The organism is Streptomyces sp. NPDC020875, assembly GCF_040641415.1.
In the GTDB taxonomy this organism is placed as follows: domain Bacteria; phylum Actinomycetota; class Actinomycetes; order Streptomycetales; family Streptomycetaceae; genus Streptomyces.
Genome location: NZ_JBFADP010000042.1, coordinates 1 through 25,510, shown reverse-complemented (window position 1 = coordinate 25,510; position 25,510 = coordinate 1). Strand labels below are relative to the sequence as shown.

Annotated in this window: 19 protein-coding genes and 1 pseudogene; 10 read left to right on the top strand and 10 right to left on the bottom strand. The window is 73.9% G+C overall.

Annotated elements, in window-relative coordinates:
* The first annotated feature begins 284 nt into the window (after positions 1-284).
* Both AB0G74_RS23535 and fxsA read left to right on the top strand, forming a co-directional pair.
* Positions 285-1,067 carry a polyprenol monophosphomannose synthase gene (locus tag AB0G74_RS23535; RefSeq protein ID WP_361149476.1) on the top strand — a complete coding sequence of 261 codons (783 nt, stop codon included), beginning with the start codon at positions 285-287 and terminating at the stop codon, positions 1,065-1,067.
* A gap of 165 nt (positions 1,068-1,232) precedes the next feature.
* A complete protein-coding gene (fxsA, locus tag AB0G74_RS23530) occupies positions 1,233-1,844 on the top strand; it encodes an FxsA family membrane protein (RefSeq protein ID WP_361149473.1) in 612 nt (203 codons plus the stop codon).
* A 378-nt stretch (positions 1,845-2,222) separates the two neighbouring features.
* Here the strand turns inward: fxsA and AB0G74_RS23525 are convergent, their stop codons facing one another.
* The 4 genes from AB0G74_RS23525 to AB0G74_RS23510 form a co-directional block, all read right to left on the bottom strand.
* Positions 2,223-2,597 carry an RNA polymerase-binding protein RbpA gene (locus tag AB0G74_RS23525; protein ID WP_003959706.1) on the bottom strand — a complete coding sequence of 125 codons (375 nt, stop codon included), beginning with the start codon at positions 2,595-2,597 and terminating at the stop codon, positions 2,223-2,225.
* Between the two features lie 265 nt (positions 2,598-2,862).
* Positions 2,863-4,257: an MFS transporter gene (locus tag AB0G74_RS23520; protein ID WP_361149472.1), complete on the bottom strand. Its 1,395-nt coding sequence runs from the start codon at positions 4,255-4,257 to the stop codon at positions 2,863-2,865.
* Between the two features lie 39 nt (positions 4,258-4,296).
* Positions 4,297-5,073 carry a glycerophosphodiester phosphodiesterase gene (locus AB0G74_RS23515; protein ID WP_361149469.1) on the bottom strand — a complete coding sequence of 259 codons (777 nt, stop codon included), beginning with the start codon at positions 5,071-5,073 and terminating at the stop codon, positions 4,297-4,299.
* The gene (locus AB0G74_RS23510; protein ID WP_361149600.1) at positions 5,070-5,693 is read right to left on the bottom strand and encodes a hypothetical protein; all 624 of its coding nucleotides are present in this window, start codon (positions 5,691-5,693) and stop codon (positions 5,070-5,072) included. Before AB0G74_RS23510 ends, AB0G74_RS23515 begins: the two co-directional genes overlap by 4 nt.
* 262 nt (positions 5,694-5,955) lie before the next feature.
* Between AB0G74_RS23510 and AB0G74_RS23505 the strand changes: the two genes are divergently transcribed.
* Positions 5,956-7,455: a PLP-dependent aminotransferase family protein gene (locus tag AB0G74_RS23505; protein WP_361149467.1), complete on the top strand. Its 1,500-nt coding sequence runs from the start codon at positions 5,956-5,958 to the stop codon at positions 7,453-7,455.
* Positions 7,456-7,687: 232 nt separating this feature from the next.
* Here AB0G74_RS23505 and AB0G74_RS23500 read toward each other — a convergent pair whose 3' ends face one another.
* Positions 7,688-9,316 (bottom strand): ATP-binding protein, encoded by a 1,629-nt coding sequence (locus tag AB0G74_RS23500; RefSeq protein ID WP_361149464.1) that lies wholly within the window; start codon positions 9,314-9,316, stop codon positions 7,688-7,690.
* 63 nt (positions 9,317-9,379) lie between these two features.
* The gene (locus tag AB0G74_RS23495; protein ID WP_358824785.1) at positions 9,380-9,574 is read right to left on the bottom strand and encodes a hypothetical protein; all 195 of its coding nucleotides are present in this window, start codon (positions 9,572-9,574) and stop codon (positions 9,380-9,382) included.
* 347 nt (positions 9,575-9,921) lie between these two features.
* Between AB0G74_RS23495 and AB0G74_RS23490 the strand changes: the two genes are divergently transcribed.
* The 3 genes from AB0G74_RS23490 to AB0G74_RS23480 all read left to right on the top strand — a co-directional run bounded on the left by AB0G74_RS23490 (position 9,922) and on the right by AB0G74_RS23480 (position 16,207).
* Positions 9,922-10,323 (top strand): ankyrin repeat domain-containing protein, encoded by a 402-nt coding sequence (locus tag AB0G74_RS23490; RefSeq protein ID WP_361149461.1) that lies wholly within the window; start codon positions 9,922-9,924, stop codon positions 10,321-10,323.
* A gap of 327 nt (positions 10,324-10,650) precedes the next feature.
* Positions 10,651-12,069, top strand: a complete 1,419-nt coding sequence (locus tag AB0G74_RS23485) for a HEAT repeat domain-containing protein (protein WP_361149458.1) — start codon at positions 10,651-10,653, stop codon at positions 12,067-12,069.
* A gap of 478 nt (positions 12,070-12,547) precedes the next feature.
* Positions 12,548-16,207, top strand: coding sequence for a hydantoinase B/oxoprolinase family protein (locus AB0G74_RS23480; protein ID WP_361149455.1), 3,660 nt, complete (start codon positions 12,548-12,550; stop codon positions 16,205-16,207).
* 214 nt (positions 16,208-16,421) lie between these two features.
* Here AB0G74_RS23480 and AB0G74_RS23475 read toward each other — a convergent pair whose 3' ends face one another.
* The 4 genes from AB0G74_RS23475 to AB0G74_RS23460 all read right to left on the bottom strand — a co-directional run bounded on the left by AB0G74_RS23475 (position 16,422) and on the right by AB0G74_RS23460 (position 20,013).
* Positions 16,422-17,288 (bottom strand): biotin-dependent carboxyltransferase family protein, encoded by an 867-nt coding sequence (locus AB0G74_RS23475; protein WP_361149452.1) that lies wholly within the window; start codon positions 17,286-17,288, stop codon positions 16,422-16,424.
* The gene (locus AB0G74_RS23470; protein ID WP_361149449.1) at positions 17,285-17,902 is read right to left on the bottom strand and encodes an allophanate hydrolase subunit 1; all 618 of its coding nucleotides are present in this window, start codon (positions 17,900-17,902) and stop codon (positions 17,285-17,287) included. The genes AB0G74_RS23475 and AB0G74_RS23470 overlap by 4 nt, the downstream gene beginning before the upstream one ends.
* Positions 17,899-18,663: a 5-oxoprolinase subunit PxpA gene (locus AB0G74_RS23465; RefSeq protein ID WP_361149447.1), complete on the bottom strand. Its 765-nt coding sequence runs from the start codon at positions 18,661-18,663 to the stop codon at positions 17,899-17,901. The genes AB0G74_RS23470 and AB0G74_RS23465 overlap by 4 nt, the downstream gene beginning before the upstream one ends.
* Positions 18,664-18,735: 72 nt before the next feature.
* Complete coding sequence (locus AB0G74_RS23460) at positions 18,736-20,013, bottom strand: MFS transporter (protein ID WP_361149444.1); 1,278 nt, start codon at positions 20,011-20,013, stop codon at positions 18,736-18,738.
* A gap of 202 nt (positions 20,014-20,215) precedes the next feature.
* Between AB0G74_RS23460 and AB0G74_RS23455 the strand changes: the two genes are divergently transcribed.
* The 4 genes and pseudogenes from AB0G74_RS23455 to AB0G74_RS23440 form a co-directional block, all read left to right on the top strand.
* Positions 20,216-20,953 (top strand): GntR family transcriptional regulator, encoded by a 738-nt coding sequence (locus tag AB0G74_RS23455; RefSeq protein WP_361149442.1) that lies wholly within the window; start codon positions 20,216-20,218, stop codon positions 20,951-20,953.
* 125 nt (positions 20,954-21,078) lie between these two features.
* Positions 21,079-22,605 (top strand): hypothetical protein, encoded by a 1,527-nt coding sequence (locus tag AB0G74_RS23450; protein WP_361149439.1) that lies wholly within the window; start codon positions 21,079-21,081, stop codon positions 22,603-22,605.
* A 100-nt stretch (positions 22,606-22,705) separates the two neighbouring features.
* A complete protein-coding gene (locus AB0G74_RS23445; RefSeq protein WP_361149436.1) occupies positions 22,706-23,608 on the top strand; it encodes a hypothetical protein in 903 nt (300 codons plus the stop codon).
* A gap of 82 nt (positions 23,609-23,690) precedes the next feature.
* Positions 23,691-25,510, top strand: a pseudogene (locus AB0G74_RS23440) (hypothetical protein); the annotation flags it as partial.

The following is a 25,510-nucleotide window of genomic DNA, read 5'->3' as shown; positions in this document are numbered from 1 at the left end:
GCGCCTCGGGGGCGAGGGAAGGTTTCAGCCGGTCGGCAGGTGTGACCCGGATAGGGGTCCGGCGTTCAGTAGACAACGGCTCTCGGTCGATCCGCAGCCAGCGGGTCCCAGGTCGGCCCGAAGGACGCCGGTCCCCGATCCGTCCGGCCCTCGCCTCCGGCACCGTCCGCCGCCCCCGAGGCGCCCCGGCGGCCCTTTCCCGACACCCCATATCCCGAGCCGCCGCTGCCCGCCGCCCCGCGATCGCTAAGGTGGGTCCCTGTGCACGACATGAAGGGGCAGCAGTGAACGAGGGCGCTACGGACCGCGGGGTCCAGAGGCGGTACGGGCCACTCGGCCGAGCCTTGGTGATCATTCCGACCTACAACGAGGCGGAGAACATCAAGAAGATCGTGTCCCGGGTCCGGGCCGCGGTCCCGGACGCGGACGTGCTGGTCGCCGACGACAACAGCCCCGACGGCACCGGAAAGCTGGCCGACGAGCTGGCGGCCGAGGACGAACAGGTCCATGTGCTCCACCGCAAGGGCAAGGAGGGCCTGGGCGCGGCCTACCTCGCGGGCTTCTCCTGGGGCCTGGAGCACGACTACGGCGTACTGATCGAAATGGACGCCGACGGCTCCCACCAGCCCGAGGAACTGCCCCGGCTGCTGACCGCGCTCAAGGGCGCCGATCTCGTACTCGGCTCGCGCTGGGTCCCCGGCGGCCGGGTGGTGAACTGGCCGAAGTACCGCGAATTCCTCTCCCGGGGCGGCAGTACCTACTCCCGGCTGCTCCTCGGCATCTCCATCCGGGACGTCACCGGCGGCTACCGCGCCTTCCGGGCCGAGACGCTGCGCGGCCTCGGGCTCTCCGAGGTCGCGTCCCAGGGCTACTGCTTCCAGGTCGATCTGGCCCGCCGGGCGGTGGCCGCCGGGTATCACGTGGTCGAGGTCCCGATCACCTTCGTCGAGCGGGAGCTGGGCGACTCCAAGATGAACCGGGACATCGCCGTCGAGGCGCTGTGGCGGGTCGCGGGCTGGGGCCTGTCGGACCGGGCGAACCGTTTCCGGGGCCGGTCGGCGCCCTGACCCGCTCCGGGCGCCCGCCCCGGCCGGAACGGCCCGTACGGGGCGCGGGGGCCCCTCGGGACTCGTCGGGATCCGTCGGGCTCGTACGGGCGGGCGGCGGCCCGGGAGCCGGTCGAAGATCACCCGGCCGTGCCGGAGCGGCGCCCGCCCAGGCACACTGGGGTCATGACGACCGGTTCCGTGCCCCCGACGGCACCCCAGAGCTCACGTTTCCGCAGGCTGCTCCCGTTGGCCGCGCTCGGCTGGCTGGCGCTGGAGATCTGGCTGCTGATCCTGGTCGGCGGGGCGATCGGGGTACTCCCGCTGTTCGCGCTGCTGATCGCCCAGGCCGTGGCCGGAGCGGCGATCGTCAAGCGGGCGGGCCGCAACGCCTTCCGGAACCTCAGCGAGACCCTGCAGCGGGCCCAGCAGCCCGGGGCGGACCCGGCGAAGGCGCCGGAATCCTCGGGCAACGGCTTTCTGATGCTCGCCGGGGTGCTGATCATGTCCCCCGGGTTCGCCTCCGACGCCCTCGGTCTGGTGCTGCTGGTGCCGCCGGTGCGCAAGGCGCTGAGCCGGTCCCTCGAACGGTCGGTGGAGCGCCGGATGCGGGCCGCCGCGCCGGGCACGATCGGCGACGCCTTCAACCAGGCCAGGATCCACCGTCCCGACGGCAAGGTGGTACCGGGCGAGGTCGTCGACCCGGCCCCGGCGAGCCCGTCCGCCCGGCCGGAGGACGCCGACGGCCCCCCGAAGATCATCGAGGGCCGGGTCATCCGCCCCGACGAGCGCCCGTAGGGCGTCTTGGGTGAATACGACCGGCCGGCCCGGCGACCGTAGGCGGTCGCCGGGCCGACCGGTCGGGTTCGTGGCGGGTCGCGCGGCTGCGCCCCTCAGGTCCGCGGTGGCGGGGGCAGGCGTCTCCGGCTGTCTGCCCCGCGATCCGGGGAGCGGGGCCGTGAGCCGCTCTCCCGGACGTACGGCCCCGGTGGCGTCCGGGCGGCGGACCGCGCCCAGATGTGAGCGGATCCCGTACGGGAGCCCCCGCACGTAGGTGCACGGAAAACGCCCGCGGGCCGGGTCACCTTCAGGTGACCCGGCCCGCGGGCGTTTCGATGGTCGCGGAAGCCGGCCGAGCTATCCGTCCGTACCGTCAGACGATCCGGACGGACGGACTCACGCGGACTTCCGGCTGTCCCGCGGATGCACCGCGATATTCATGGCGCCGGAGCGCAGGACCGCCAGCCGCTCGGCCAGGACCTCCTCCAGCTCCTCGCGGGTCCGCCGCTCCATGAGCATGTCCCAGTGCGTCCTAGCGGGCTTGCCCTTCTTCTCCTCGGGGCCGTCGCCGTCCACCAGGAGTGCCTGGGCGCCGCACGCCTTGCACTCCCACTCCGGCGGAATTTCCGCCTCCACCGAGAACGGCATCTCAAAACGATGTCCGTTCTGGCATGCGTACTCCACCGCCTGGCGCGGGGCCAGATCGATGCCGCGGTCCGTCTCGTAGCTGGTCACCACGAGTCGCGTGCCGCGGAGAGCTCGCTCACTCATGAATCGTGCCTCCCGGGCTTGTCGCCCACAGGACAGGTGTCGCTGTCGTCGTCATCCGGTCAACGTCCGGTCGGCCGTAAAGATTCCCGTTCCGGGTCATGCGTCGCCCGTCGTGCCGCTGCTTCCCCCGTGTTGGGGTACCCGCCGACGCCCGGTTTGTCACATCTGGCAGAAAGTGTCACCCAGTGATGTCGCTTTCACCGTGCGCAGTAACGGTCCGCCTGGCAGGCCAAACGCGTACACTACCGGCCTTTCACTTCAAGGTCTAAATCCGGTCCGGTACGGGATTGCCCGCCGCGGCCACCGCGCGCCGCAGCGGCACCCTCGCCAGCAGGACGAAACCGATCGCGAAGAAGGCCACCAGGGAGAGGATCGCGTCCCGGTAGCTCCCGGTCAGCTGGTACGCGAGACCGAAGACGAGCGGTCCCAGCCAGCTCAGCCCCCGGTCGCTCAGCTCGTACGCGGAGAAGTACTCGGCCTCCTTGCCGCGCGGCACCAGATGGGAGAAGAGGGACCGGGACAGCGCCTGGCTGCCGCCCAGGACCAGGCCGATCGCCGCCGCGAGACCGAAGAACCAGACCGGGGCCCGGGCGGGCAGGAAGTAGGCCGCCGCCAAAATCAGGGTCCAGACGGCGAGCGAGCCGAGGACGACCGGCCGCGCCCCGTACCGCCGGGCCAGCCGCCCCATCCCCAGCGCCCCCGCCACGGCCAGTACCTGCACCAGCAGGACCGCCACGATCAGCGTCGTCTGGCCGAGATCCAGCTCCTCCTGGCCGTAGACCGACGCCTGGGAGATCACGGTCTGGATGCCGTCGTTGTAGACGAGATACGCCAGCAGGAACGAGAGCGTCAGCGGATGCCGCCGCATGTCCCGCAGGGTGGCCGCGAGCTGCCGCAGCCCGCCCGCGCCCGCGGCCCGCTCCCCGGGCGGGATCCGCCGGTCCCGCAGCCGTCGCAGCGGGATCAGGGTGAACGCGCCCCACCAGAGCCCGGCCGAGGCGAGGCAGATCCGTACCGCCTCCGACTCCGAAAGGCCGAAGCCCTCGTGGTTCCCGTACAGCACCAGATCGAGGACCAGGACCAGGGCGCCCGAGGTGTAGCCGAAGGCCCAGCCCCGGGAGGAGACCGCGTCCCGTTCGGCGGGCTCCGCCAGCTCCGGCAGATAGGAGTTGTAGAGGACCATCGAGACCGCGAGCGCGGCATTGGCGACGATCAGCAGCACCGCCCCCAGCAGATAGCGGTCCCCGTCGAGGAAGAACATGCCGGTCGTCGCGGCGGCCCCGATATAGGCGGAGGCCGCCAGCAGCGGCTTCTTCCGGCCCGTGCGGTCCGCCCAGGCGCCCGCCAGCGGCATCAGCACCACCGCGAGCACCAGCGACACGGAGACGGCGTAGGCGAAGAGGGAACCGGCCCGGACGGGTATTCCCAGGGGGTGGACATAGCCGTCGGCCCCGGCCGCCGTCTTGGTGACCTCGGTCAGATACGGCCCCAGAAAGACGGTGACGACGCTGGTGGAGTAGACGGAGCAGGCGAAGTCGTAGAAGTACCAGCCGTGCCGCTGCCGGGCCAGCTCCCGCCGGTCCGGGCCGCCGTTCCCGCCCCCGCTTCCGTCGCCGTCCTCGCCGCCGTGGCCCGCCGGTTCCGTGATCTCGGCGACCATGCCGCGCCCCCTCGTCTCTCGTGGCGCGGACGCGGCGGATCAGACCCAGGCTCCCCGTTCGGTCAGCACCGCGCGCAGCGTCTCCAGATGATCGGTCATGATGCCATCCACGCCCAGGTCGAGCAGGGCCCGCATCCGGACGGGGTCGTTCACCGTCCAGACATGGACCTTCAGCCCCCGCCGCCGGGCCTCGGCGACGAACCTGCGGTCCACCACCCGGACCCCGCCCCGGTACTCCGGGACCTGGACGCAGACCGCGCCGGGCCGCAGCGGCGCCGGGATCCGGAGCGACCGCAGCCGCAGTCCGACGACGCCCCCGACGCCGTACGACGTCGCCAGCCGGGGGCCCGCAAGCCGGGCCGCTGCGGCGATCCGGCCCTCCGAGAACGAGCCCGCGCAGAGCCGGTCCCACAGATCCGCCCGCCGGACCAGCTCCACCAGCGGCTCCACCGCCGACCCGGCCTTCAGATCGACGTTCCACCGGGCCTCGGGGAACTCCTCCACCAGCTCCTCCAGCAGCACCGGCGGCTCGACCCCGCCCACCCGGGCCCGCCGCACCTCGGACCAGGGCAGCTCGGCGATCCGCCCCCGGGCGTCGGTGACCCGGTCCAGCGTCTCGTCGTGGAAGGCGACCAGACGGCCGTCGGCGGTGGTGTGGACATCGGTCTCGAACCAGCGGTAGCCGAGGGCGGCGGCGCGCCGGAAGGCGCTGAGGGTGTTCTCCAGGCCGTCGGCCGCCCCGCCCCGGTGCGCGAACGGCACCACCGAGGGGTGGTCGAGATACGGATGGGTCCGGGGCGGGGGCACGCTGGTCACCGCCGCAGTATCACCCGGCCCGGGGTGCCCCCGGCCACGACCCGGCCAGGGGCGTCCGGCTCGGGAACGGCGAAGATCCGGAGGAAGAACTGGGCCAGCGGGCCGATGGCCAGGGTGTAGGCGATCGTGCCGACGCCGACCGTGCCGCCGAGCAGGAAACCGGTGGTGACCACCGTCACCTCGACGATCGTCCGCACCAGCCGGATCGACAGCCCCGTCGCCCGGTGCAGTCCGGTCATGATGCCGTCCCGGGGCCCCGGACCGAACCGGGCCGCGATGTAGAGGCCCGTCGCCACCCCGTTCAGGACGATCCCGGCGACCATCACCGGGATCCGTACGGCCAGGCCCTCCGGCTCCGGCAGCACCATCAGCGCCCCGTCCATGACGAAGCCGATCACCACCACATTGGAGACCGTGCCCAGCCCCGGGCGCTGCCGGACCGGGATCCACAGCAGCAGCACCAGGGCGCCGACCGCGGTCATCACCACGCCCATGGAGAGCCCGGTGCGCTCGGAGAGCCCCTGGTGGAGGACGTTCCACGGTTCGAGGCCGAGCCCGCCGCGGAGGATCAGCGCGCAGCTGACGCCGTACAGCACCAGTCCGGCGTAGAGCTGGGTCAGCCGGCGGGCGAGCCGTCTGCTCCCGGGGGCGGGCGGCGCCCCGGCCGTACCGTCCGCCGTGCCGCCGGTCTCGGCCGAGGGCGCCCGCCCGTCGGCGGGAACGTTCCGGCGATCGGCGGGGGCATGCCGCCGGGTTTCCTCGGGCGCGGGCTCGGTGGACACGGTTGGCCCCCTCCTGGTCTCAGTGGACTGACTTATGTCACCCTGTGGCCATGGGCTGGATGCCAGCCATGGCCAATTCGCGGAAGGTGGACTGATTTCCTTGTCTCGGTGGACTTCTGCCGTAGGAGCGGCCCAGCTCGCCCGTCAGCTCGCCGCCCAGCAGCCCCGCCCGGCCGGGCCCGGCACCCGCAAGCCGCCCGCCTACCGGGCCCTCGCCGACGGGATCCGCGTCCTCGTCCTGGAGGGCCGCGTCCCGGTCGCCGCCCGGCTCCCCGCCGAGCGGGAGCTGGCCCTGGCGCTGGCCGTCAGCCGGACCACCGTCGCCGCCGCCTACGAGGCGCTGCGCACCGAGGGCTTCCTGGAGTCCCGCCGGGGATCCGGGAGCTGGACCGCCGTACCGGCAGGCAATCCACTGCCCGCGCGCGGCCTCGAACCCCTGCCGCCCGAAGCCCTCGGCTCCATGATCGACCTCGGCTGCGCCGCCCTCCCCGCCCCCGAGCCCTGGCTCACCCGGGGGATACAGGGCGCCCTGGAGGAGCTGCCGCCGTACGCCCACACCCACGGCGACTACCCGGCGGGCATCCCCGTCCTGCGGCAGCTGCTCGCCGAGCGGTACACGGCCCGCGGAATCCCCACCATGCCCGAACAGATCATGGTGACCACCGGCGCGATGGGTGCCATGGACGCGCTCTGCCATCTCTTCGCGGGGCGGGGCGAGCGGGTCGCCGTGGAGTCCCCGTCGTACGCCAACATCCTCCAGTTGATGCGCGAGGCCGGGTCCCGGCTGGTCCCGGTGGCGATGCTGGAGGGGCTCGGCGGCTGGGATCTGGACCGCTGGCGGCAGGTGCTGCGGGAGGCCGCGCCCCGGCTGGCGTACGTCGTCGCCGACTTCCACAACCCCACCGGCGCGCTCGCCGACGAGGAGCGGAGGCGCGGACTCGTGGAGGCGGCCCGGTCCGCCGGGACCGTACTCGTGGTGGACGAGACCATGACCGAGCTACGGCTCGACGAGGGGACCGACCGGCCCAGGCCGGTCTGCGCCTTCGACCCGGCAGGCAGCACGGTGGTGACCGTGGGCTCGGCCAGCAAGGCGTTCTGGGCGGGGATGCGGATCGGCTGGGTCCGGGCCGCTCCCGATGTGATCCGCTCCCTCGTCGCCGCCCGCGCCTACGCCGACCTGGGCACCCCCGTCCTGGAGCAGCTCGGCGTCAACTGGCTGATGCGGACCGGTGGCTGGGAGGAGGCGGTCGCCGTCCGGCGGACCCAGGCCCGGGAGAACCGGGACGCACTGGTCGCCGCGGTCCGCCGCGAACTGCCGGAGTGGGAATTCACGGTGCCCGCGGGCGGGCTGACGCTCTGGGTGCGGACCGGCGGACTGTCGGGTTCCCGGATCGCGGAGGCGGGGGAGCGGGTGGGCATCCGGGTGCCGTCCGGGCCCCGGTTCGGTGTCGACGGGGCCTTCGAGGGGTTCGTACGGCTGCCGTTCACGGTCACCGGGCCCGTCGCCGACGAGGCCGCGACCCGGCTGGCGGCGGCGGCCCGCCTGGTGGAACGCGGCGGCACGACGGGCACGGAGCCGCAGCGGACCTTCGTGGCCTGACGGGACCTCGGGCGGCCGGCCGGCGATGGTCCGGCCGCGCCGGTGCGCGAGGGTGCGGTCCGGCCTCTGGATGCCTGCGCGCGGGCTCGGGTGACGGTGTCGAGGGGCGCGGGAACCGCGCGAGCGGCCACCCGCGGTCCGGGGACCGGCGACTGCGTGTGTGCGTCCCGGGCGTTCGGACCCGTACGGGAGGCCGCCCGACGACCCGTACGGGCGGCCGTCCGAGGCGTCGTCAGCCGTCCGCCGGGAGTGCCGCCGGGATCCGTGGACGATCGCCCGGCTCCGGCTCCGGTTCCTGGTCCCGGTCCTGGTCCTGGTCCGGCAGTTCGTCATGGCGTTCCGGCAGCAGCTCCAGTACGGCCTCGCGGCTGGTCTCGTCGGTCGCGTCGTCGTACGGGTCCGGGGTCTCCGGTACCTGCATCCGCAGTACGGGACCGGTGCCCAGCCGGGCGTAGCCGCGCCCCGGCGGGACCTGCGCGAGCGGGGTCGACGGCGGCCCCTCGCCCAGGACCTCGGCGATCCGGCCGGCCGTCAGGCGACCGAGCGCCACCCGGGCCCGGGTGTGATCGCGTACCGCGTCGGTGAGGGAGTCCAGACGGTCCGCCTGCTCGGCCACCACCACGATCACCCCGGCCGCCCGGCCGTGCCGCAGCGGGATGTGCAGCAGCTCCTGCGGGTCGGGGCGCCCGTCGGCGGCGGCCGGATGCGCCAGGGCCGACGGCCGGTCCACCAGGATCCACAGCGGCCGCCGGGTGTCGGTGGGCGCGGGCAGCCCGGCCTGCCGGGCCCGGTTGGCGGAGATCAGCCGCCGCTCGGTCTCCCGGGCCGCCCGGTCGAGCGCCTCGGCCGCGCCGTCGGGGGAGCACTCGACGCCCACCACGCCCACCCGGCCGGCCAGGAACGCGTACTCGCCCGTACCGCCGCCCTCCACGACGAGGACGTCACCGCCGTGCCGGAGCGCCTGGACGGCGATCGACCGCAGCAGGGTCGAGGCGCCGCCGCCGGGTTCGCCCGCCACCAGGAGGTGCGGTTCGGCCGAGCGGGGGCCGGTCCGCCAGATCACCGGCGGGGCGTCCCGTACGCCGTCGCCCTCACCGTCGCCGGAGGCGTCCCGGTCCCGGACGGGCAGGGTCCGCCGGACCGCGCCCTCGTCGGTGAAGCCGAGGACGGTCTCCCCGGGGGCGGTGACGAAGTGCTGGGCCACGACGGTCGTCGGCAGCGGCGCGAGGACGCCGAGGGTCAGCTCGTTGCCCTCCTCGTCCCAGCCGAACCGGTACTCGCGGTCCCGGCCCGACTTGGCGTACAGCACCTGCTCCACCCGGGCCCGGGACGCGGCCTCGCCGTCGGTGAAGTAGGCCGGGTAGCGGATCCGGAGCGCCGTCAGCCGTCCGGCGTCGTCGAAGGCCGCGTCGGAGAAGGCGCTCTCCCACCGGCCGCCGGGGGCGAACAGCGGAGCCGGGTCGTCGGGGACGGCGAAGTACGGCACCAGAGCCTCGTAGAGGGCCTGGAGCCGTCCGGTCTCCGCCTCGTCCGGCCCCTTGTCGACGGGCGCGGGCGCCCGCCCCTTCCAGGCGGCGGCGGCCATCAGCGCGATCAGGGCCGAAAGGGGTCCGTACGGGACGAACGCGACCAGCAGCACCCCGGCACCCGCGAAGAAGAGGGCGGGACCCCGCTTCTCCTTGGGGGTGTCGGCCCAGCGCCGCCGGGCCGCGCCCGTCAGCTCCCGCAGCCCCCGGGAGAGGACGATCAGCGGATGGAGCACGTCCGTGGCCCCGGCACCGGCCGAGCGGGCCAGCTCCCGGCTCCGGGTGAGCCGCGCGGTTCCGCTGCTCATGATGCGGGTGAGTGGTCGCGGGGCCACGTCGTACTCCTGATCCTGGGGGTCCTCGAAGGCGGGGCTGACGGTGACAACGGCCTCGGCGGATCAGAACTTGATGCCGCCCAGCAGGCTGGCCAGGCTCTGGCTGCCCGCGGTGATGCTGGGCGCGATGGCGGTGCCCGCGAGGAAGAAGCCGAAGAGGGCGCAGACCAGCGCGTGGGACGCCTTGAGGCCGTCCTTCTTGAAGAAGAGGAAGACGATGATCGCGAGCAGGACCACGCCCGAGATGGAGAGGATCATGATGTTCTCCTGGGTGAGGGGACAGTCACCTTGAGTACTTCCAGCCTCACAGGAAGTGCATATGTGATTAAAGGTGCAAAAGGGTGAAAAGCTGGAATGTTCACCAAAGTAGCGGACAAACCATCTGTAACCGGTGATCGGGCCGGACCCCGGCAGCCGGACGGCGCGACCGGTCGGCGGAATCGCGGCCGTCCCGGCGACCGCCGGGACGGCACCGGGCGTACGGGCAGTACGCTGTCCGTCGCTCGTACGGCTGTTCCCGCCGTACGCCCAGGTCGGCGGAGCCGGAGACGGCACACACGCCGGCCGCGCCGAACGGCACCGACGAGTGAAAGGCGGTCCCCGCGATGAGTGAGTCCCCCGACCCGGACGTGGTCGAACTCGCGACCAAGGTCTTCGACCTGGCGCGCCGCGGGGAGACCGAGGCGCTCGCCGCGTATGTCGACGCCGGAGTCCCCGCCGACCTCACCAACGACCGGGGCGACACCCTGGTGATGCTCGCGGCCTATCACGGGCACTCCGCCGCCGTCGAGGCGCTGCTCGCCCGGGGTGCCGCGCCCGACCGCGTCAACGACCGGGGCCAGACCCCGCTGGCCGGAGCCGTCTTCAAGGGCGAGGACGAGGTCGTCCGCGTGCTGCTCGCCCACGGGGCCGATCCCGGGGCCGGAACGCCCTCCGCCGTGGATACCGCGCGAATGTTTGGGAAGACAGAGCTTCTGGAACTGTTCGGCCACCCCGGCGACCGCTGAGGCGACCGAACGGATTCACCCCTTCGTCACGGAGAGTTTCCGGCTCCGTCCCGGAGTCCCCGCGTGCCGAATGCGGGGATCACCGGCAAAGGACGTCGTAAATGTGGTCGCGGTGGCGATATGGGTGGGTCATCATGACGACGGGTCCCGTCCCGGACATCACCGGGAGTTCCCCCGGGGACCCACCGACGAGAGGCGAGGAAGATGGTCTACACCAAGCGACGTGCGTGGAGGACGAACCAGGCGACGGCCGGTTCCCCGGGCTGTTGCGCGGCCTAGGCATCTCCGTCCCCGGTTGCGTCGAGAGCTTGATGTGAGGCTTTCCCCATGTTCGATCCAGTCATAGCGCCGAGCGGTACCCTGCTCGGCCTGTTGCAGAGGGGCCGCGGCGACGGCACGCTGCACGCCCTCGCCGCCCCCCGCGACGAGGCGCTCGCCGCCCTCAACCACTGCGTGCTGAACGATCCCCGCCACGACTGGCAGGTCGAGAACCGCTCCCTCTACTACGCCCGGCTCTACCTCGACCTCCACGGAGGTCTGGAGGAGATCCGGCGCCACCTGTCCGACGCCGACGACGTCCTCGACACCGACGAGTCCAGGACCGGGCTCGCGCTCGCCGTCCTGGGCCATCTCGCGGCCTACGGCCGGCCCGACGCCCTCGCCCTGCTGCGCGACTACGCCGCCCGCGGGTCGAACTGGGAGTGGGCGCTCGACGAGCTGGCGCTCCGTGACGACGACGCTGGGCTGCGCGCCCTCGCCGAGCCCGTACTCGCCAGATTCCCCGCCGGACCGGAAGGCGACGCCGAACTGGCCGCCGCCGTCCGTGACGCCTTCGAGCCCCGGCCCTGGCGGCTCTGGGCCCAGGATCCGCGCGAGGACGTCGGGGCCCGGGTGCGGGCCGCCAGTGAGGCCGGCTCCTTCGACCGCTGGCAACGCCAGATGCGGCCCTCCGGCCCCCGGCCCGACTGGAGCGTGCAGTCCGTCTTCGACTGGGCCGACCAGGGCCAGGAGCGCGGCACGCCCCTGCACGTCCCGGCGGCCCGCTGCCTGGCGGCCGTCGCCGGTGAAGCCGACCGGCCCGCCGTCCTGGTCGCCGCGCGCGACGGCGCCGACGGCGCACGCTCCGCGGCGCTCCACTATCTCGCCGAACGCGGCGACCCCGCCGTCCTCGACCTGATCGAGTACGCGGTCTCCACCGGCTCCCGTACCGTCGCCGACGCGGCCGTCGCCGCGTTCGAGCGGATGTGCGGCGAGGCCGCCGTCGACCGGGCCCGCGGCTGGGTCCAGCGGCCCGACGCGCTCGGCGCCTCCGCCGCCGGGGTGCTCGCCTGCCGGGGCGGGGCGGACGACGCCCGGCTCGTGCTCGGCGCCCTCCGTGAAACCGTCCGGGCCCAGGGCCCCGACTCCCTCCTGCTCTGGACCCTGGTCGACGGCGCGGGCCGGCTCGGCATCGGCTGCGCCGCTCCCGTACTGCGCCATGTCTACCGCGAGACCGCGTCCTCCTGCCTGCGCGGCCGGACGGCCCGCGCCCTGGCCGCGACCGACCCGTCCTTCGCCACCGGCTTCGCGGTGGAATGCCTGTGGGACTGCGAGGAGACCACCCGCGAGGTGGCCGCCCACCACGCCGCGACCGGCGACCTCCGCGTCGCGGAACGGTTCCGTCGCCTCGCCGCCGATCCGGCGGAGGAGGCCGAGGTCCAGACGGTGGTCCGGAGCCGGATGGCCGCGGACGGCCCGCCGCACTGACCCGCTGTCGTACCCGTCGCACCCGTCGTACGCCCCGCCGCCCGGCACCGAACCCGCCGGGCGGCGGAACCCCGCCGGTACGACCATCACCGCGCGGCGGCCCCGCCGCGCCGCCGGGTGCGAGTTCGCGCGCCGTCCGCGCGTCCGCTTCGTGACCGGCCCCGGGTACGGGTGCCGTATCCGGCCGCCGTGAGGCCGTACGCGCCGACCGGCTCCGCTCTTTTCCCGGCCCGGTGGTCGGCCGCGACGCCGTATGCCGCGTCCGTAACCGGCTCCGTACCGGCTCCCCGGCCGTACGCGCCGACCGCGACCGGCCCCCAAGGCGCGTCCGCGCACCCTGCCCCGGCTGTGCCGTACGGACCTACGTGATCACCCGGCGCCGGTTCCGGTTCCGGTTCCGGAGCCGGAGCCGGGGACGCCGCCCCGGGCCGGGCCGGAAAGACCCACGGCGGCACCCCCGCCGGTTCAGAATGGGGATATGACCGGGCGCTGGGAGTTCTGGATCGACCGAGGCGGCACCTTCACCGATGTCATCGGGCGACGGCCCGACGGACGGCTCGTCACCCGCAAACTCCTCTCCCACGACCCCGGGCGGTACCGCGACGCCGCCGTCGCCGGGATCCGGCTGATCCTCGGCCTCGCGCCCGGCGAACCCGTGCCCGCCGAACGGGTCGGCACGGTCCGGATGGGGACGACCGTCGCCACCAACGCCCTGCTGGAGCGGCGCGGCGAACCCACCGCGCTGCTGATCACCGAGGGCTTCGGCGACGCCCTCGCCATCGCCTACCAGAACCGGCCCCGGATCTTCGACCGCCGGATCGAGCTGCCGTCTCCCGTCTACGACCACGTCGTGGAGATCCCCGAACGGATCGACGCCCGCGGCACGGTCGTCCGCCCGCTCGACCTCACCGCCGTCACCGAACGCCTCGCCGCCGTCCGGGCCGCCGGGGTGCGCTCCGCCGCCGTCGTCCTGCTGCACGGCTACCGGCATCCCGAACACGAGACCCTGGTCGCCGCGGCCGCCCGCGACCTCGGCTTCACCCAGGTCAGCTGCTCCCACGAGGTCAGCCCGCTGATCAAACTGGTGCCCCGGGGCGATACCACCGTCGTGGACGCCTATCTCTCGCCGATCCTGCGGCGGTACGTCGACGAGGTCGCCGCCGAACTCCCCGGGATCAGGCTGCTGTTCATGCAGTCCAACGGCGGGCTGCGCGAGGCCGCCCACTTCCGGGGCAAGGACGCCGTGCTCTCCGGCCCGGCGGGCGGTGTCGTCGGCATGGTCAGGACCGCCGCCCTGGCCGGATACGACCGGGTCATCGGCTTCGACATGGGCGGTACGTCCACGGATGTGTCCCACTACGCCGGGGAGTTCGAACGCGAACTGGGCACCCGGGTCGCGGGGGTGCGGATGAGTGCCCCCATGATGAGCGTCCACACCGTCGCCGCAGGCGGCGGCTCGGTCCTCCACTTCGACGGCCGCCGCTACCGGGTGGGGCCCGACTCGGCGGGCGCCGACCCGGGCCCCGCCTGCTACCGCCGGGGCGGGCCGCTGACCGTCACCGACGCCAATGTGATGCTCGGCCGGATCCAGCCCGGCCACTTCCCCGCCGTCTTCGGACCCGACGGCGACCAGCCCCTGGACGCGGGCGTCGTCCGGGAGCGGTTCGCCGCACTCGCCGAGCGCGTCCGCCGCGAGACCGGGACCGGCCACACCCCCGAGGAGGTCGCCGCGGGCTTTCTGGAGATCGCCGTCCTCAATATGGCCAACGCGGTCAAGAAGATCTCCGTACAGCGGGGACACGACATCACCCGCTACGCCCTCACCTCCTTCGGCGGCGCGGGCGGCCAGCACGCCTGCGCGGTCGCCGACTCCCTGGGCGTCGGCACCGTCCTCGTACCGCCCCTCGCAGGGGTGCTCTCCGCGCACGGCATCGGGCTCGCCGACGCCACCGCGATCCGGGAGCGGTCCGTGGAGACCGTACTCACCGGAGCCGCCGTCGCCCGGGTCCGGGAGCTGTGCGACCGGCTGGCCGACCGCACCCGGGCCGAACTGCGCGCCGACGGCGTACCCGACGAGTCCATCACCACCCGCGCCCGGGTCGTCATCCGCTACGAGGGCACGGACTCCGGGCTGCCCGTACCGCTCGCCGACGCCACCGCGATGCGGGCCGCCTTCGAGACCGCCCACCGGGCCCGATACGCCTTCACCATGGCGAAACCCCTGATCCTGGCGGCCGTATCGGTCGAGGCCACCGGCGCGGCGGGGGAGCGGCACCCGGCGGACGAAGCCGCGCCGCCACCCGCCGGCCACCCGGGACGACCGCCCGCGCCCCGGGCCCTCGTCCCCCTCCACGCCGAAGGCGCCCGCCGGGACGTCCCCCTGCACCGCCGCGCGGACCTGCGCCCCGGCGACACCGTCACCGGACCCGCGATCCTCACCGAGGACGACGCCACCACCGTCGTCGACCCCGGCTGGCGCGCCGAGGCCGGCCCCGGCGGCCATCTGCTGCTCACCCGCGTCGCACCCCGCCCGGCCGAGGCCGCCGCCGGGACGGCGGTCGACCCCGTACTGCTGGAGGTCTTCAACAACCTCTTCATGGCCATCGCCGAGCAGATGGGCGTCCGGCTGGAGAACACCGCGCACTCCGTGAACATCAAGGAACGGCTCGACTTCTCCTGCGCCCTCTTCGACGCCGAGGGCAATCTGATCGCCAACGCCCCGCACATCCCCGTCCATCTGGGCTCCATGGGCGACTCCATCAAGGAGGTACTCCGGCGCGACCGGGACGGCACCGGCCACGGAATGCGCCCCGGAGATGTGTTCGCGATCAACGATCCGTACCACGGCGGCACCCATCTGCCCGATGTGACGGTCGTGACCCCCGTCTACGACGGTTCCGGCACCGAACTGCTGTTCCTGGTCGCCTCCCGGGGCCATCACGCCGAGATCGGCGGAATCACCCCCGGCTCCATGCCCGCCTTCAGTACCACCGTCGAGGAGGAAGGCGTCCTCTTCGACAACTGGCTGCTGGTCCGGGACGGCGAACTGCGGGAACGGGAGACCCGGGAACTGCTCACCGGGGCCCGCCACCCGTCCCGCGCGCCCGACGCCAACATCGCCGATCTGCGCGCCCAGATCGCGGCCAACGAGAAGGGCATCGCGGAACTCCGCAAGACGGTCGACCAGTTCGGCCTCGATGTCGTGCGGGCCTATATGCGGCACGTCCGCGACAACGCCGAGGAGTCCGTCCGCCGGATCGTGGCCCGGCTCGGCGACGGCTCCTACGCCTACGAGACGGACGGCGGCGCGGCCATCCGGGTCGCCGTCCGGGTCGACCGCGCCCGCCGGAGCGCCGTGATCGACTTCACCGGTACGTCCCCCCAGCGGCCCGACAACACCAACGCGCCCACCTCCGTGGTGACGGCCGCCGTGCTCTATGTCTTCCGTACCCTCGTCGGCGAGGACATCCCCCTCAACAGCGGCTGTCTGGAACCGCTGGACATCCGGGTACCGCCCGGGTCGATGCTGGCACCCGAGCCGCCCGCCGCGACCGTCGCGGGGAACGTCGAGACGTCCCAGGCGGTGACCGGCGCGCTCTACGCGGCCCTCGGCGTCCAGGCGGAGGGCTCCGGCACGATGAACAACGTCACCTTCGGCGACGACCGGGTGCAGTACTACGAGACCGTGGCCAGCGGCTCCGGCGCGGGCGACGGCTTCGACGGAGCCGACGCCGTGCAGACCCATATGACCAACTCCCGGCTGACCGACCCGGAGATCCTCGAATGGCGCTACCCGGTCCGGGTCGACTCCTTCGCCGTCCGCCCGGACAGCGGGGGAGCGGGCCGCTGGCACGGCGGGAACGGGGTCGTCCGGCGGCTGCGCTTCCTCGAACCGATGACCGTCGCCCTGCTCACCGGCCACCGCCGGATCGCCCCCTACGGCATGGCGGGCGGCGCGCCTGGCGCGCTCGGTGAGAACCGGGTCGAACACGCCGACGGTACGGTCACCCCGCTCGCCGGAACCGATACGGCCGAGGTCGCCCCGGGCGACGTCCTGGTCGTCGTGACCCCGGGCGGCGGAGGCTACGGCACCCCCGACGGGCCCCCGCGTCCGGAGCACCCCGCGCACCCCGGATGAGCCACCCGGCGGCTTGCCTCGGGGCGCTTCCGGTCCTCCGTGCCCGACGGGCCCGGCGGCTTCATCGATTCCCGCCCCTTCGAGGGCCCGGCGATCCACCGGCCCGGCCTCGCCCGACGGCCGCCCGCCACCCCTTCCGACGTGCCGTTCCGGTCGTGCCGGTACCGCCCGTCCGGGCCGTACCCGGACGACGGGTCCGACGAGCCCGGCGGCGTCAGGACAGCGCGACGAACCGGACCGGAGTGCCCGGGACCGCCTGGGCTGCCGCGGGCAGATCCCGGCCGTCGACCACCGCGACCACCGGATAGCCGCCCGTCGTCGGATGGTCCGCGAGAAAGACCACCGGCCGCCCGTCCGGCGGGACCTGGACCGCGCCCAGCACCATTCCCTCACTCGGCAACTCCCCCTCCCGCGCCCGCCCCAGCGGCGGGCCCTCCGTCCGGATCCCGATCCGGTTGCTCGCCGGGGAGACCCGGTGACCACCGGAGACCAGGGCCCGCAGCGCGGCCGGGGTGAACCAGTCCGCCCGCGGCCCCGTCCGGATCCGCAACACCAGCGCGGCGGCTGGCCCCGGCCACGGCACTACTCCGCCCGCACCGGACGGCGGCCCGCCCGGGATGCCCAGTGGCAGAACCGTCCCGGCGGCGAGCACCGGAGGCCCGAGCCCCGACAGCAGATCCGTCGACCGGCTCCCCAGCACGGGATCCACCGCGATCCCGCCCGCGAACGCCGCGTACGTCCGCACGCCCCAGGTCGCCCGGCCGATGTCCAGCAGCGCCCCTGACGGCACCCGTACCGGCGCGCCCCACGCCACCGGGCGCCCGTCCACCCGCACTCCGCAGGGCGCCCCGCCGACGGCCACCGTCACCGCCCGGCGCGGCCGGAGCGCACAGCCGTCGACGGTGGTCTCCAGCACCGCCGCGTCCGCCGGATTGCCCACCAGCCGGTTCACCAGCCGGGCCGAGGGCGCGTCCAGGGCACCCGACCGGGGCACCCCGAGATGGGCGTACCCCGGTCTTCCCGCGTCCTGAACCGTCGTCAGCGCCCCGGGCCTGACCACCGCCACCGCCCGATCGGTCATGAAGCCAGCGGCACGAACCGCACCCGTACCCCCGGTGACAGCAGTGCGGCCGGTTCACGGCCCGGATCCCACAACTCCAGTTCGGTCCGCCCGATCAGCCGCCAGCCCCCGGGCGACGCCCGGGGATAGACCCCCGTATAGGGCCCGGCGAGACCGACCGACCCGGCGGGCACCGCCGTCCGCGGCGTCGCCCGGCGCGGCACCGCGTACCGCGCGGGCAGTCCGGTCAGATAGCCGAAGCCGGGGGCGAAACCGCAGAACGCGACCCGGAACTCCGCCGCCGCGTGGATCGCGGCCACCTCCTCCACCGGTACCCCCCACAGCGCCGCCACCTCCGCCAGATCGGGCCCGTCGTAACGCACCGGCACCTCGACCGTGCCCGCGCCCTCGGCGACGGGCGGTGCGGGCTCCCAGCCGGCCAGCTCCATCGCCAGCCCCCCGGGGTCCGCCACACCGTCCAGCAGTACGGTCCGGGCCGCGGGGACTATCTCCGCCACCGGCGGCAGCCGCCCCTCCGCGCGGCGGCGCAGCAACTCCGCGTGGAGCGCCCCCACCTGCTCCCCGTCCGCCAGCTCGACCAGCAGCCCCCGCTCGCCCACCCGCAACGACCTCATACGAACGCCTCCACCCGGACCCCCGCCTCCGTCAGTTCCCGCCGCACCCGGCGGGCCAGCTCCACCGCGCCCGGAGTGTCCCCGTGGACACAGAGCGACCTGGGCCGCATGGGGATGGCCCGTCCGCAGTGCGTGGTGACCGTCCCGAAGCGGGCCATGCCGATCGACCGTTCGACCACGGCCGCCTCGTCCGTGACCACCGCCCCCTCCTGTTCCCGCGGCACCAGGGTGCCCTCGGCCGTATAGGCCCGGTCGGCGAACCCCTCCGTGATCACGGGCAGTCCCGCCTTCGCGGCCACCGTGTGCAGCGCCGACCCCGGCAGGGAGAGCAGCGGCAGCCGCTCGTCCGCGAGCAGTACCCCCTCCACCACGGCCGCCGCCTGCTCCTCGTCCCGTACCACCCGGTTGTACAAAGCGCCGTGCGGCTTCACATACGACACCGGGGAACCGGCCGCCGCGGCGAAGATGCCCAACGCGCCGATCTGATAGGCGACCTCGGCCGACAGCTCCCGGGCCGGTATCTCCATCGCCCGGCGCCCGAACCCGGCCAGGTCCCGGTAGGAGACCTGGGCCCCGATCCGTACCGACCGCTCGGCCGCCCAGCCGCACACCTCCCGCATGGTCGCCGCGTCCCCCGCGTGGAAGCCGCAGGCGACATTGGCACTGGTCACCACCGACAGCAGCGCCAGGTCGTCGGTCAGCCGCCAGCGGCCGAACCCCTCGCCCAGATCGGCGTTGAGATCGATGGACGCCCAGGACATCCGGTTGCTCCTCTCCCCGAGGGGGTCAGGGTCGGTGATCACACGGTGGCGGGCCCGGCCCGGGCTCCGCCGTCACAGCAGCTCCCGACCCCGGGTCTCGGGCAGGCCGAGCAGGGCCACGACGGCCAGACCGTAGCCGACGGCGCCCAGGGCCAGCGCCCCGCCGACCCCCCAGCTGTCGGAGAGGAAGCCGACCAGGGTCGGCAGAAAGGCCCCCACCGCCCGCCCGCTGTTGTAGGTGAAGCCCTGGCCGGTGCCGCGGACCTCGGTGGGATACAACTCGCTCAGGAAGGAGCCGAATCCGCTGAAGATGGCCGACATGCAGAACCCGAGCGGGAACCCGAGGGCCAGCAGCAGCCCGTTCTCCCCGGCGGGCAGTTGCGAGTAGGCCAGCACACCCGCCGCCGAGAGCACCGCGAAGAGCCGGATGTTGTTCTTGCGGCCTATTCGGTCGGTGAGATAGCCCCCGGTCAGATAGCCGAGGAAGGCGCCGGAGATCAGGAGGGCCAGATAGCCGCCCGTGCCGACCACGGTCAGTCCGCGTTCCTGCTTGAGGTAGGTCGGTACCCAGGTCGCCAGGGTGTAGTAGCCGCCCTGGACGCCGGTGGAGAGCAGGGTGGCGAAGAGCGTGACCCGCAGCAGGTCCCGCCGGAAGATTGCCGGGAAGGAACCGCGCCGCGCACCGCCGTCGAGCGCCGTCTCCACCCGGGGCGCGTCCTTCACATGCCGTCGTACATAGATCACCAGCAGGGCCGGGGCGGCGCCGGTGAAGAACATGACCCGCCAGGCGGTGTCCGGGTCGAGCAGTTCGAAGACCAGGGTGTAGACGAGGACCGCGAGCCCCCAGCCGACGGCCCAGGCGCTCTGGACGACGCCGAGGGTACGACCGCGGTGCTCGGCCCGTGCGTACTCCGCGACCAGGATCGCCCCGACCGCCCACTCGCCGCCGAAGCCCAGCCCCTGGAGGGCGCGGAACACCAGCAGCGTCTCGTAGTTGGGGGCGAAGCCGCAGGCCACCGTGAAGACCGCATACGTGATCACGGTCGCCATCAGCGCCTTCACCCGGCCGATCCGGTCGGCCAGGATCCCGGCCAGCGCGCCGCCCACGGCGGAGACCACCAGCGTGACCGTGGTCAGCAGCCCCGTCTGCCCGTTGTCGAGGGAGAAGTAGGCCGAGATGGCCATCATGCTCAGCGGCAGCGTGAAGTAGTCGTACGAGTCGAGGGCATAGCCCCCGAACGCACCGCCGAAAGCGCGGCGTCCGCGCGGGCCGAGCGCCCTCAACCAGGCGAACGCGCCGGTGTCCTCGGTGGATCCATCCTTCGTCGGCTGTACCCGGACCGTACTCATCTGCACCTCGCAGCAGGAAGAAGCGCATGGGACGTCGGAGCGGAGCACGGGCGGCACCGCCCGCGGGGCGGCAGCGACCCTGTTCCGTCAAGCTAGAGGATTGTTGAACGATCCGACAAGGGGCGCGTCGGCTCGTTGCGTCCTTCTACGATGGCTACCGTGCGCCGGGTTGAAACGGCCGCGACGGGAGAGAAGGGGTGTTGTGGCGACAACCGGACGGGGAACGAGCGGAACCGGCGCGACCGAGGGCGGTCTCGCGGACGACCGGGCGCTGCTGAGCCGTACCAGCACCGCCGAACGGGTCGCGGACATCCTGCGCACCCGGATCGCCGAGGGCTACTTCCGGCCGGGCGAACGGCTCTCCGAGGAAGGCATCGGCAAGGCCCTCAACGTCTCCCGCAACACGCTCCGCGAGGCGTTCCGGCTGCTGACCCACGAACGGCTGCTGGTCCACCAGCTCAACCGGGGCGTCTTCGTCCGCAGACTCGCCGTCCGCGACGTCGCCGACATCTACCGCACCCGCCGGCTCGTCGAATGCGCCGTCGTCCACGACCTGGGCGATCCCCCCTACTCCCTCGACGGTCTCGAGGCGGCCGTCGCCACCGGCGAGCGCCATGAGCACGAGAGGGACTGGACCGGGGTCGCCACCGCCAATATCCACTTCCACCGCGAGCTGGTCGCCCTGGCCGGCAGCGCCCGCACCGACGAACTGATGCGCGGCGTCCTGGCCGAGCTGCGCCTCGCCTTCCACGTCGTGGACGACCCCCGCGGTCTCCACCGCCCCTACCTCCTGCGCAACCGGACGATCCTCGAGGCCCTCCGCGACGGCGACCGGACCGCCGCCGAGCGGCTGCTCGCCGACTACCTGGAGGACTCCCGCGCCCAGCTCGTGGAGGTCTACGGCCGGGTCGTCGCCGACGAGGACACCGACGCGTTCTGACCGCCCCCGCGGGCGGCGCGCCGGGCGAGCGGGCCCCCGGCCCCGCCGTCCGGCGACGCCATCCGGACAACTGTCGCGTTTCGCCGTTTCGACCGTTGTCAGTGCGAGGACCTAATCTGTCCACCGTGACTTCGCCCGCCTCGACGGAACCCGTTCCGCCCCAGCTCAGCCCGGGGCCGCGACCCGCGCAGGGCCCGGCCGCCGACGAAGGGCTGGCGCGGCGGCTCCGCGCGCTCGCCTGTACCGCCCCGCTGCACGACCTCGACGTCCGCAAGGCGAACCTCGCCGGCGAGTACTCGGTCTACGCGATGGCGGAGGTCGCCCTCGCCGCCATCGACCTCGTCACCCTCAACATGGACTTCGACACCGGCGCCGACCACGAGCAGATCATCGCCAGACTGCTGCCCCGGGTCGCCGCCCAGGCCCCCGCGCGTCCCGCCGCCGAACACGAGCGCGTCGCCCGCTGGGTGCTGGAGAACCTGATCAACGTCGGCAGCGTCGACCGCGGCTTCCGCGCGGTCTACGGCACCTTCGGCGCGGACGGTGTCTACACCCGCCGGGACTACGACTTCAAACTCGTCGAAGAGGTCCCCGGCTACGGCGGAGCGGTCTATCTGCGCACCACGGACGAGGCGGTCAACGTCCTCGTCGGCGCCCTCGACACCGATGTCACCAGCGCCCAGATCGCCGCCGAGGTCAAGCTGGAGGTCCTGATCAGCCGGGGCAGACTGGCCGACGCCCAGCTCGCCGCCGAACAGGCCCGCTACCGCACCGTGCAGTACTCGGAGACCCTCCGCCGCACCCTTGAGGCCACCCGGCGCAACGTCCGCGCGGTGGACTGGCTCAACACGGTCCCCGACATGATCGCCGAAGCCCTCGACCACGTCGCCGACCGCTACCGCCACGAGAACGCCATCCTCACCAACATCCGCAAGGCGCGCGACGAGGCCGAGGACCCCGAGCACAAGCGGCGGGCCGCCGAACTCGTCGACATCGTCAAGGACTGCATCCGCCGCCACACCCAGCTCCAGTCCCGGCTGCTGGAGGCGGGCCCCCTCTTCCGCGCCGAACAGGACCGGCAGGCATTCGCCCGGCCCACCACCCGCACCGGACTCGACCTCTACGGCCAGCTCGTCGCACCCCTCCTGCCGCTGCCCCTGGAATCCGCGATCAGGGTCACCGACGCCTTCTTCACCCAGGGCACCGGACTGCGCACCCCCTCGTCCGTCCGGGTCGGCGACCTGGTCGAGCTGCTGCTCACACCCCCCGTCGAACGGGAACACCTGGGCGCCGAGATGCCCGAGCCCGATCTCATCGCCACCCCCGACGACAGCCGTTTCTCCGAGGAACAGCTCGCCCGCGCGATGGAACTGCTCGACCTGGAACACGACGCGCCGCGCCGCCTCTCCGGACTGCTCGCCGACGCCCGCCGCCAGGACCCCGACCTGCCGTATCTCGTCGCCCTGCTCGCCGTACACGCCGCCAGCCCCCCGGTCGGCACCGCCTACCGCCAGGGCGAGGAGCGGCTGCTGTTCGCCGTCGACGACGGCACCCGGCTCGACGACCCCGAATTCGGCGGCGCCGATCTCATCTTGGGCACCGCCCTGCTCGACGCGGCCGGGATGGCCGCCGACCGCACGGAAGCCGCGTGACTCCCGGCGGGCCCCGCCCGGACCGCCGCGCCCCCGGCGCCGTACCCGAGCGCACCGCCCCGTACCACCGCACCCCGCAGCCGCACGAGGAGCCCGTCCAGTGACCGAACCGCAGATCGAGCGCGACCCCCGGCGCGACACGGCCGACGCGCCCGCGGGGTCCCCGGGCCCGGGCGCCCCCGCGATCACCCCGGCCGACGCCGCCGACGCCGCGCGCCTGGTCTCCTTCGGCCTCCAGCCCAAACTGCTCCCCGCCCGCGACGCGGAGTACGCCGACCTCCTCCGCCGCTACCGCGAGGACACCGCCTTCGCCCGGCTCGCCGACGCCGTCGCCACCGGACTGGGACTCGTCGTCCTGGAGGTCTCCCCGCGCGCCGGAATGGCCGTCACCGCGGGCGAGGACTCCGTCTTCGCCGTCCGGATGGGCGACTACGCCCGCCGGGCCTCCGCCGACTCCGCCGACCGCTTTCTGCACGGACTGGCCCATCTCGCCGTCGCCGCCATGGCCTTCCCCCGCCCCGAGGACCTCGCCGACGACGGCTATATCGGCCGGGTCACCGTCAACGGCGTCGACGCCTTCGTCCGCCAGGCGTGCCGCCGACTGGAGGAGCGCGCCGACGAAGCCGGGGAGAACACCGACCCGGCCACCGGCGCCCCCGGCCTCGAATCCGCCTGGCGCGTCTACGCCCGCCGCAGCGCCACCGGAGCCACCAAGGACGCCCGCAGACTCGCCGGCTCCACCACCGGCATCGTCGGCAAGGCCGCCGCCTTCCTCACCGACTCCGGCTTCCTCCAGCGCACCGGCGACGACGCCGGAGGCACCTATCGGACGACCGCCCGCTACCAGCTCCAGGTCCGCGATCTAGCGGGCACCGCCGCCATGGCCGAACTCCTCGACCTCGGCGTCGTCCCCGTCAGCGACGGCACCGCCACCCTGCTGCCCCCGCCCGACGGCGACGACCTCGAACTGGCCGCCGACGCCGGTCTCCCCTTCCACGCCTGACCGGGCCCGGCCACCCACCGGGCCGCCCGTACCGCCTTCTCGCCGCCCGCCCCGACCAGTCGACCCCTGAGAGTCCGTAGCCATGTACGAGCTGTCCCGCGTCCGCCTCTACTCCATCGGGCCCGCGGGTGCGCGCTACGCCGACACCGTGCTGGATCTGCGCGGAGTCGGCGACCCGGTACCCGACCCCGCGCCCACCCAGGCGGAGTTCTTCGAGGAAGAGCCGGTCGGCCCGCCCCGCCGCCCAGCCCCCGCGGGCGTCCTGTTCCTGGAGAACGGCGGCGGCAAGTCCGTACTCCTCAAGCTGATCTTCTCGGTGATGCTGCCCGGCCACCGCAACACCCTCGGCGGCGCCAGCTCGGGCGTACTGCGCAAATTCCTGCTCGCCGACGACTGCGGCCATGTCGCCCTGGAATGGCAGCACACCCTCACCGGCGAACCGGTCGTCGTCGGCAAGGTCAGCGAATGGCGCGGCCGCCAGGTCTCCAACGACCCCCGCAAGTTCGCCGAGGCGTGGTACTCCTTCCGGCCCGGCCCCGGACTCGGCCTCGACTCCCTCCCGGTCGCCGAGTCCACCGCCGTACGGCCCGCCGCCGAAGGCGCCTCCGGAGCCCGGGGCCGCCGCCGCACCATGAAGGGCTTCCGCGACGCGCTGACCGACGCGGGCAAGGCGTACCCCCATCTCGACGTCCACTGGGAGGAGATCCACGACCGCTGGAACGAGCACCTCGGAGATCTCGGCCTCGACCCCGAACTCTTCCGCTACCAGCGCGAGATGAACGCCGACGAGGGCGAGGCCGCCGGACTCTTCGCGGTCAAGAAGGACTCCGACTTCACCGATCTGCTGCTGCGGGCCGTCACCGACACCCGCGACACCGACGGTCTCGCCGACCTCGTCGGCGGCTTCGGCGACAAACTGGGCCGCCGGGCCGAACTCACCGCCGAACGCGACTTCACCGCGGGCTCCGTCGACCTCCTCCACCGGATCGTCGAGGCCGCCGACCGCCGCGGCCGGACCCGGGAGATCCATACCGCCGCCGAGCGCCGCACCAGAACACTCGCCCGGCGCCTCCTCGCCCGCGCCGGTGCCGAACGGGGCCGCGCCGCCGACCTCGCCCAGCAGGTCACCGCCGCCGCCCACACCGTCACCGAGGCCGAACACGCCCGCGGCCGCAGCGCCCTCGTCGCCGCCGAACTCGCCTACCGGCACGCCTCCCTGGCCCTCGCCGCGGCCGAGAAGGGCGCCGCCGCCCAGCGCCGCGAACTCACCGAGGCGCGTACCCTGCACTCCGCCTGGCAGGCCGCCGAGGCCGTCCTGCGCCACCGGGCCGCCGCCGACCGCTCCGCCCGGGTCGCCGCGGCCATCCGCGAGGCCGAACGCGACGCGGCGCCCGCACTCGCCGCCCGGGCCCGGGCCGCCGCCGACCTCGTCCGCGCCCTGCACGCCGCCGCCGAACGCGGCGAAGGGCTCGCCAACGAACAGGAGGAACGCTCCGCGACCCTCCAGGAGGCGGGCGAGGCCGCCCACCGGGACGCCACCGCCGCCGCCACGGCCGCCCAGCGCGCCCGGAGCGAGATCGGCCACCTCCGCCAGCGACTCGCCGAAGTGGCCCAGGAGACCGACGAGGCGGTACGGGCCGGCTGGCTCGACGACACGGCCCCCGACGCCGACCCCGCCAGGGCCGCCCTCGCCGCCAGCGACGCCGAGAAGACCGCCGTCGCGGCCTGGGACGCCGCCCGCGAGACCGGCCGGACCGCCGCCGAACGCGCCAAGGAGACCGCCGCCGCCGAAACCCGGGCCGAACTGGCCGCCGCCAGGGCCGCCGACGCCGCCGCGGCCGCCGGGAACGCCCACGCCGCCGAATACCGGGCCGCCGCCGCCATCGCCGAGGACCCCCGGCT

Coding starts and splice junctions, on each gene's coding strand:
- AB0G74_RS23480 (WP_361149455.1), top strand. CDS start 12,548: ATGACCGGGCGCTGGGAGTTCTGGATCGACCGAGGCGGCACCTTCACC.
- AB0G74_RS23470 (WP_361149449.1), bottom strand. CDS start 17,902: ATGAGGTCGTTGCGGGTGGGCGAGCGGGGGCTGCTGGTCGAGCTGGCG.
- AB0G74_RS23525 (WP_003959706.1), bottom strand. CDS start 2,597: ATGAGTGAGCGAGCTCTCCGCGGCACGCGACTCGTGGTGACCAGCTAC.
- AB0G74_RS23460 (WP_361149444.1), bottom strand. CDS start 20,013: ATGAGTACGGTCCGGGTACAGCCGACGAAGGATGGATCCACCGAGGAC.
- AB0G74_RS23465 (WP_361149447.1), bottom strand. CDS start 18,663: ATGTCCTGGGCGTCCATCGATCTCAACGCCGATCTGGGCGAGGGGTTC.
- AB0G74_RS23490 (WP_361149461.1), top strand. CDS start 9,922: ATGAGTGAGTCCCCCGACCCGGACGTGGTCGAACTCGCGACCAAGGTC.
- AB0G74_RS23485 (WP_361149458.1), top strand. CDS start 10,651: ATGTTCGATCCAGTCATAGCGCCGAGCGGTACCCTGCTCGGCCTGTTG.
- AB0G74_RS23495 (WP_358824785.1), bottom strand. CDS start 9,574: ATGATCCTCTCCATCTCGGGCGTGGTCCTGCTCGCGATCATCGTCTTC.
- fxsA (WP_361149473.1), top strand. CDS start 1,233: ATGACGACCGGTTCCGTGCCCCCGACGGCACCCCAGAGCTCACGTTTC.
- AB0G74_RS23475 (WP_361149452.1), bottom strand. CDS start 17,288: ATGACCGATCGGGCGGTGGCGGTGGTCAGGCCCGGGGCGCTGACGACG.
- AB0G74_RS23520 (WP_361149472.1), bottom strand. CDS start 4,257: ATGGTCGCCGAGATCACGGAACCGGCGGGCCACGGCGGCGAGGACGGC.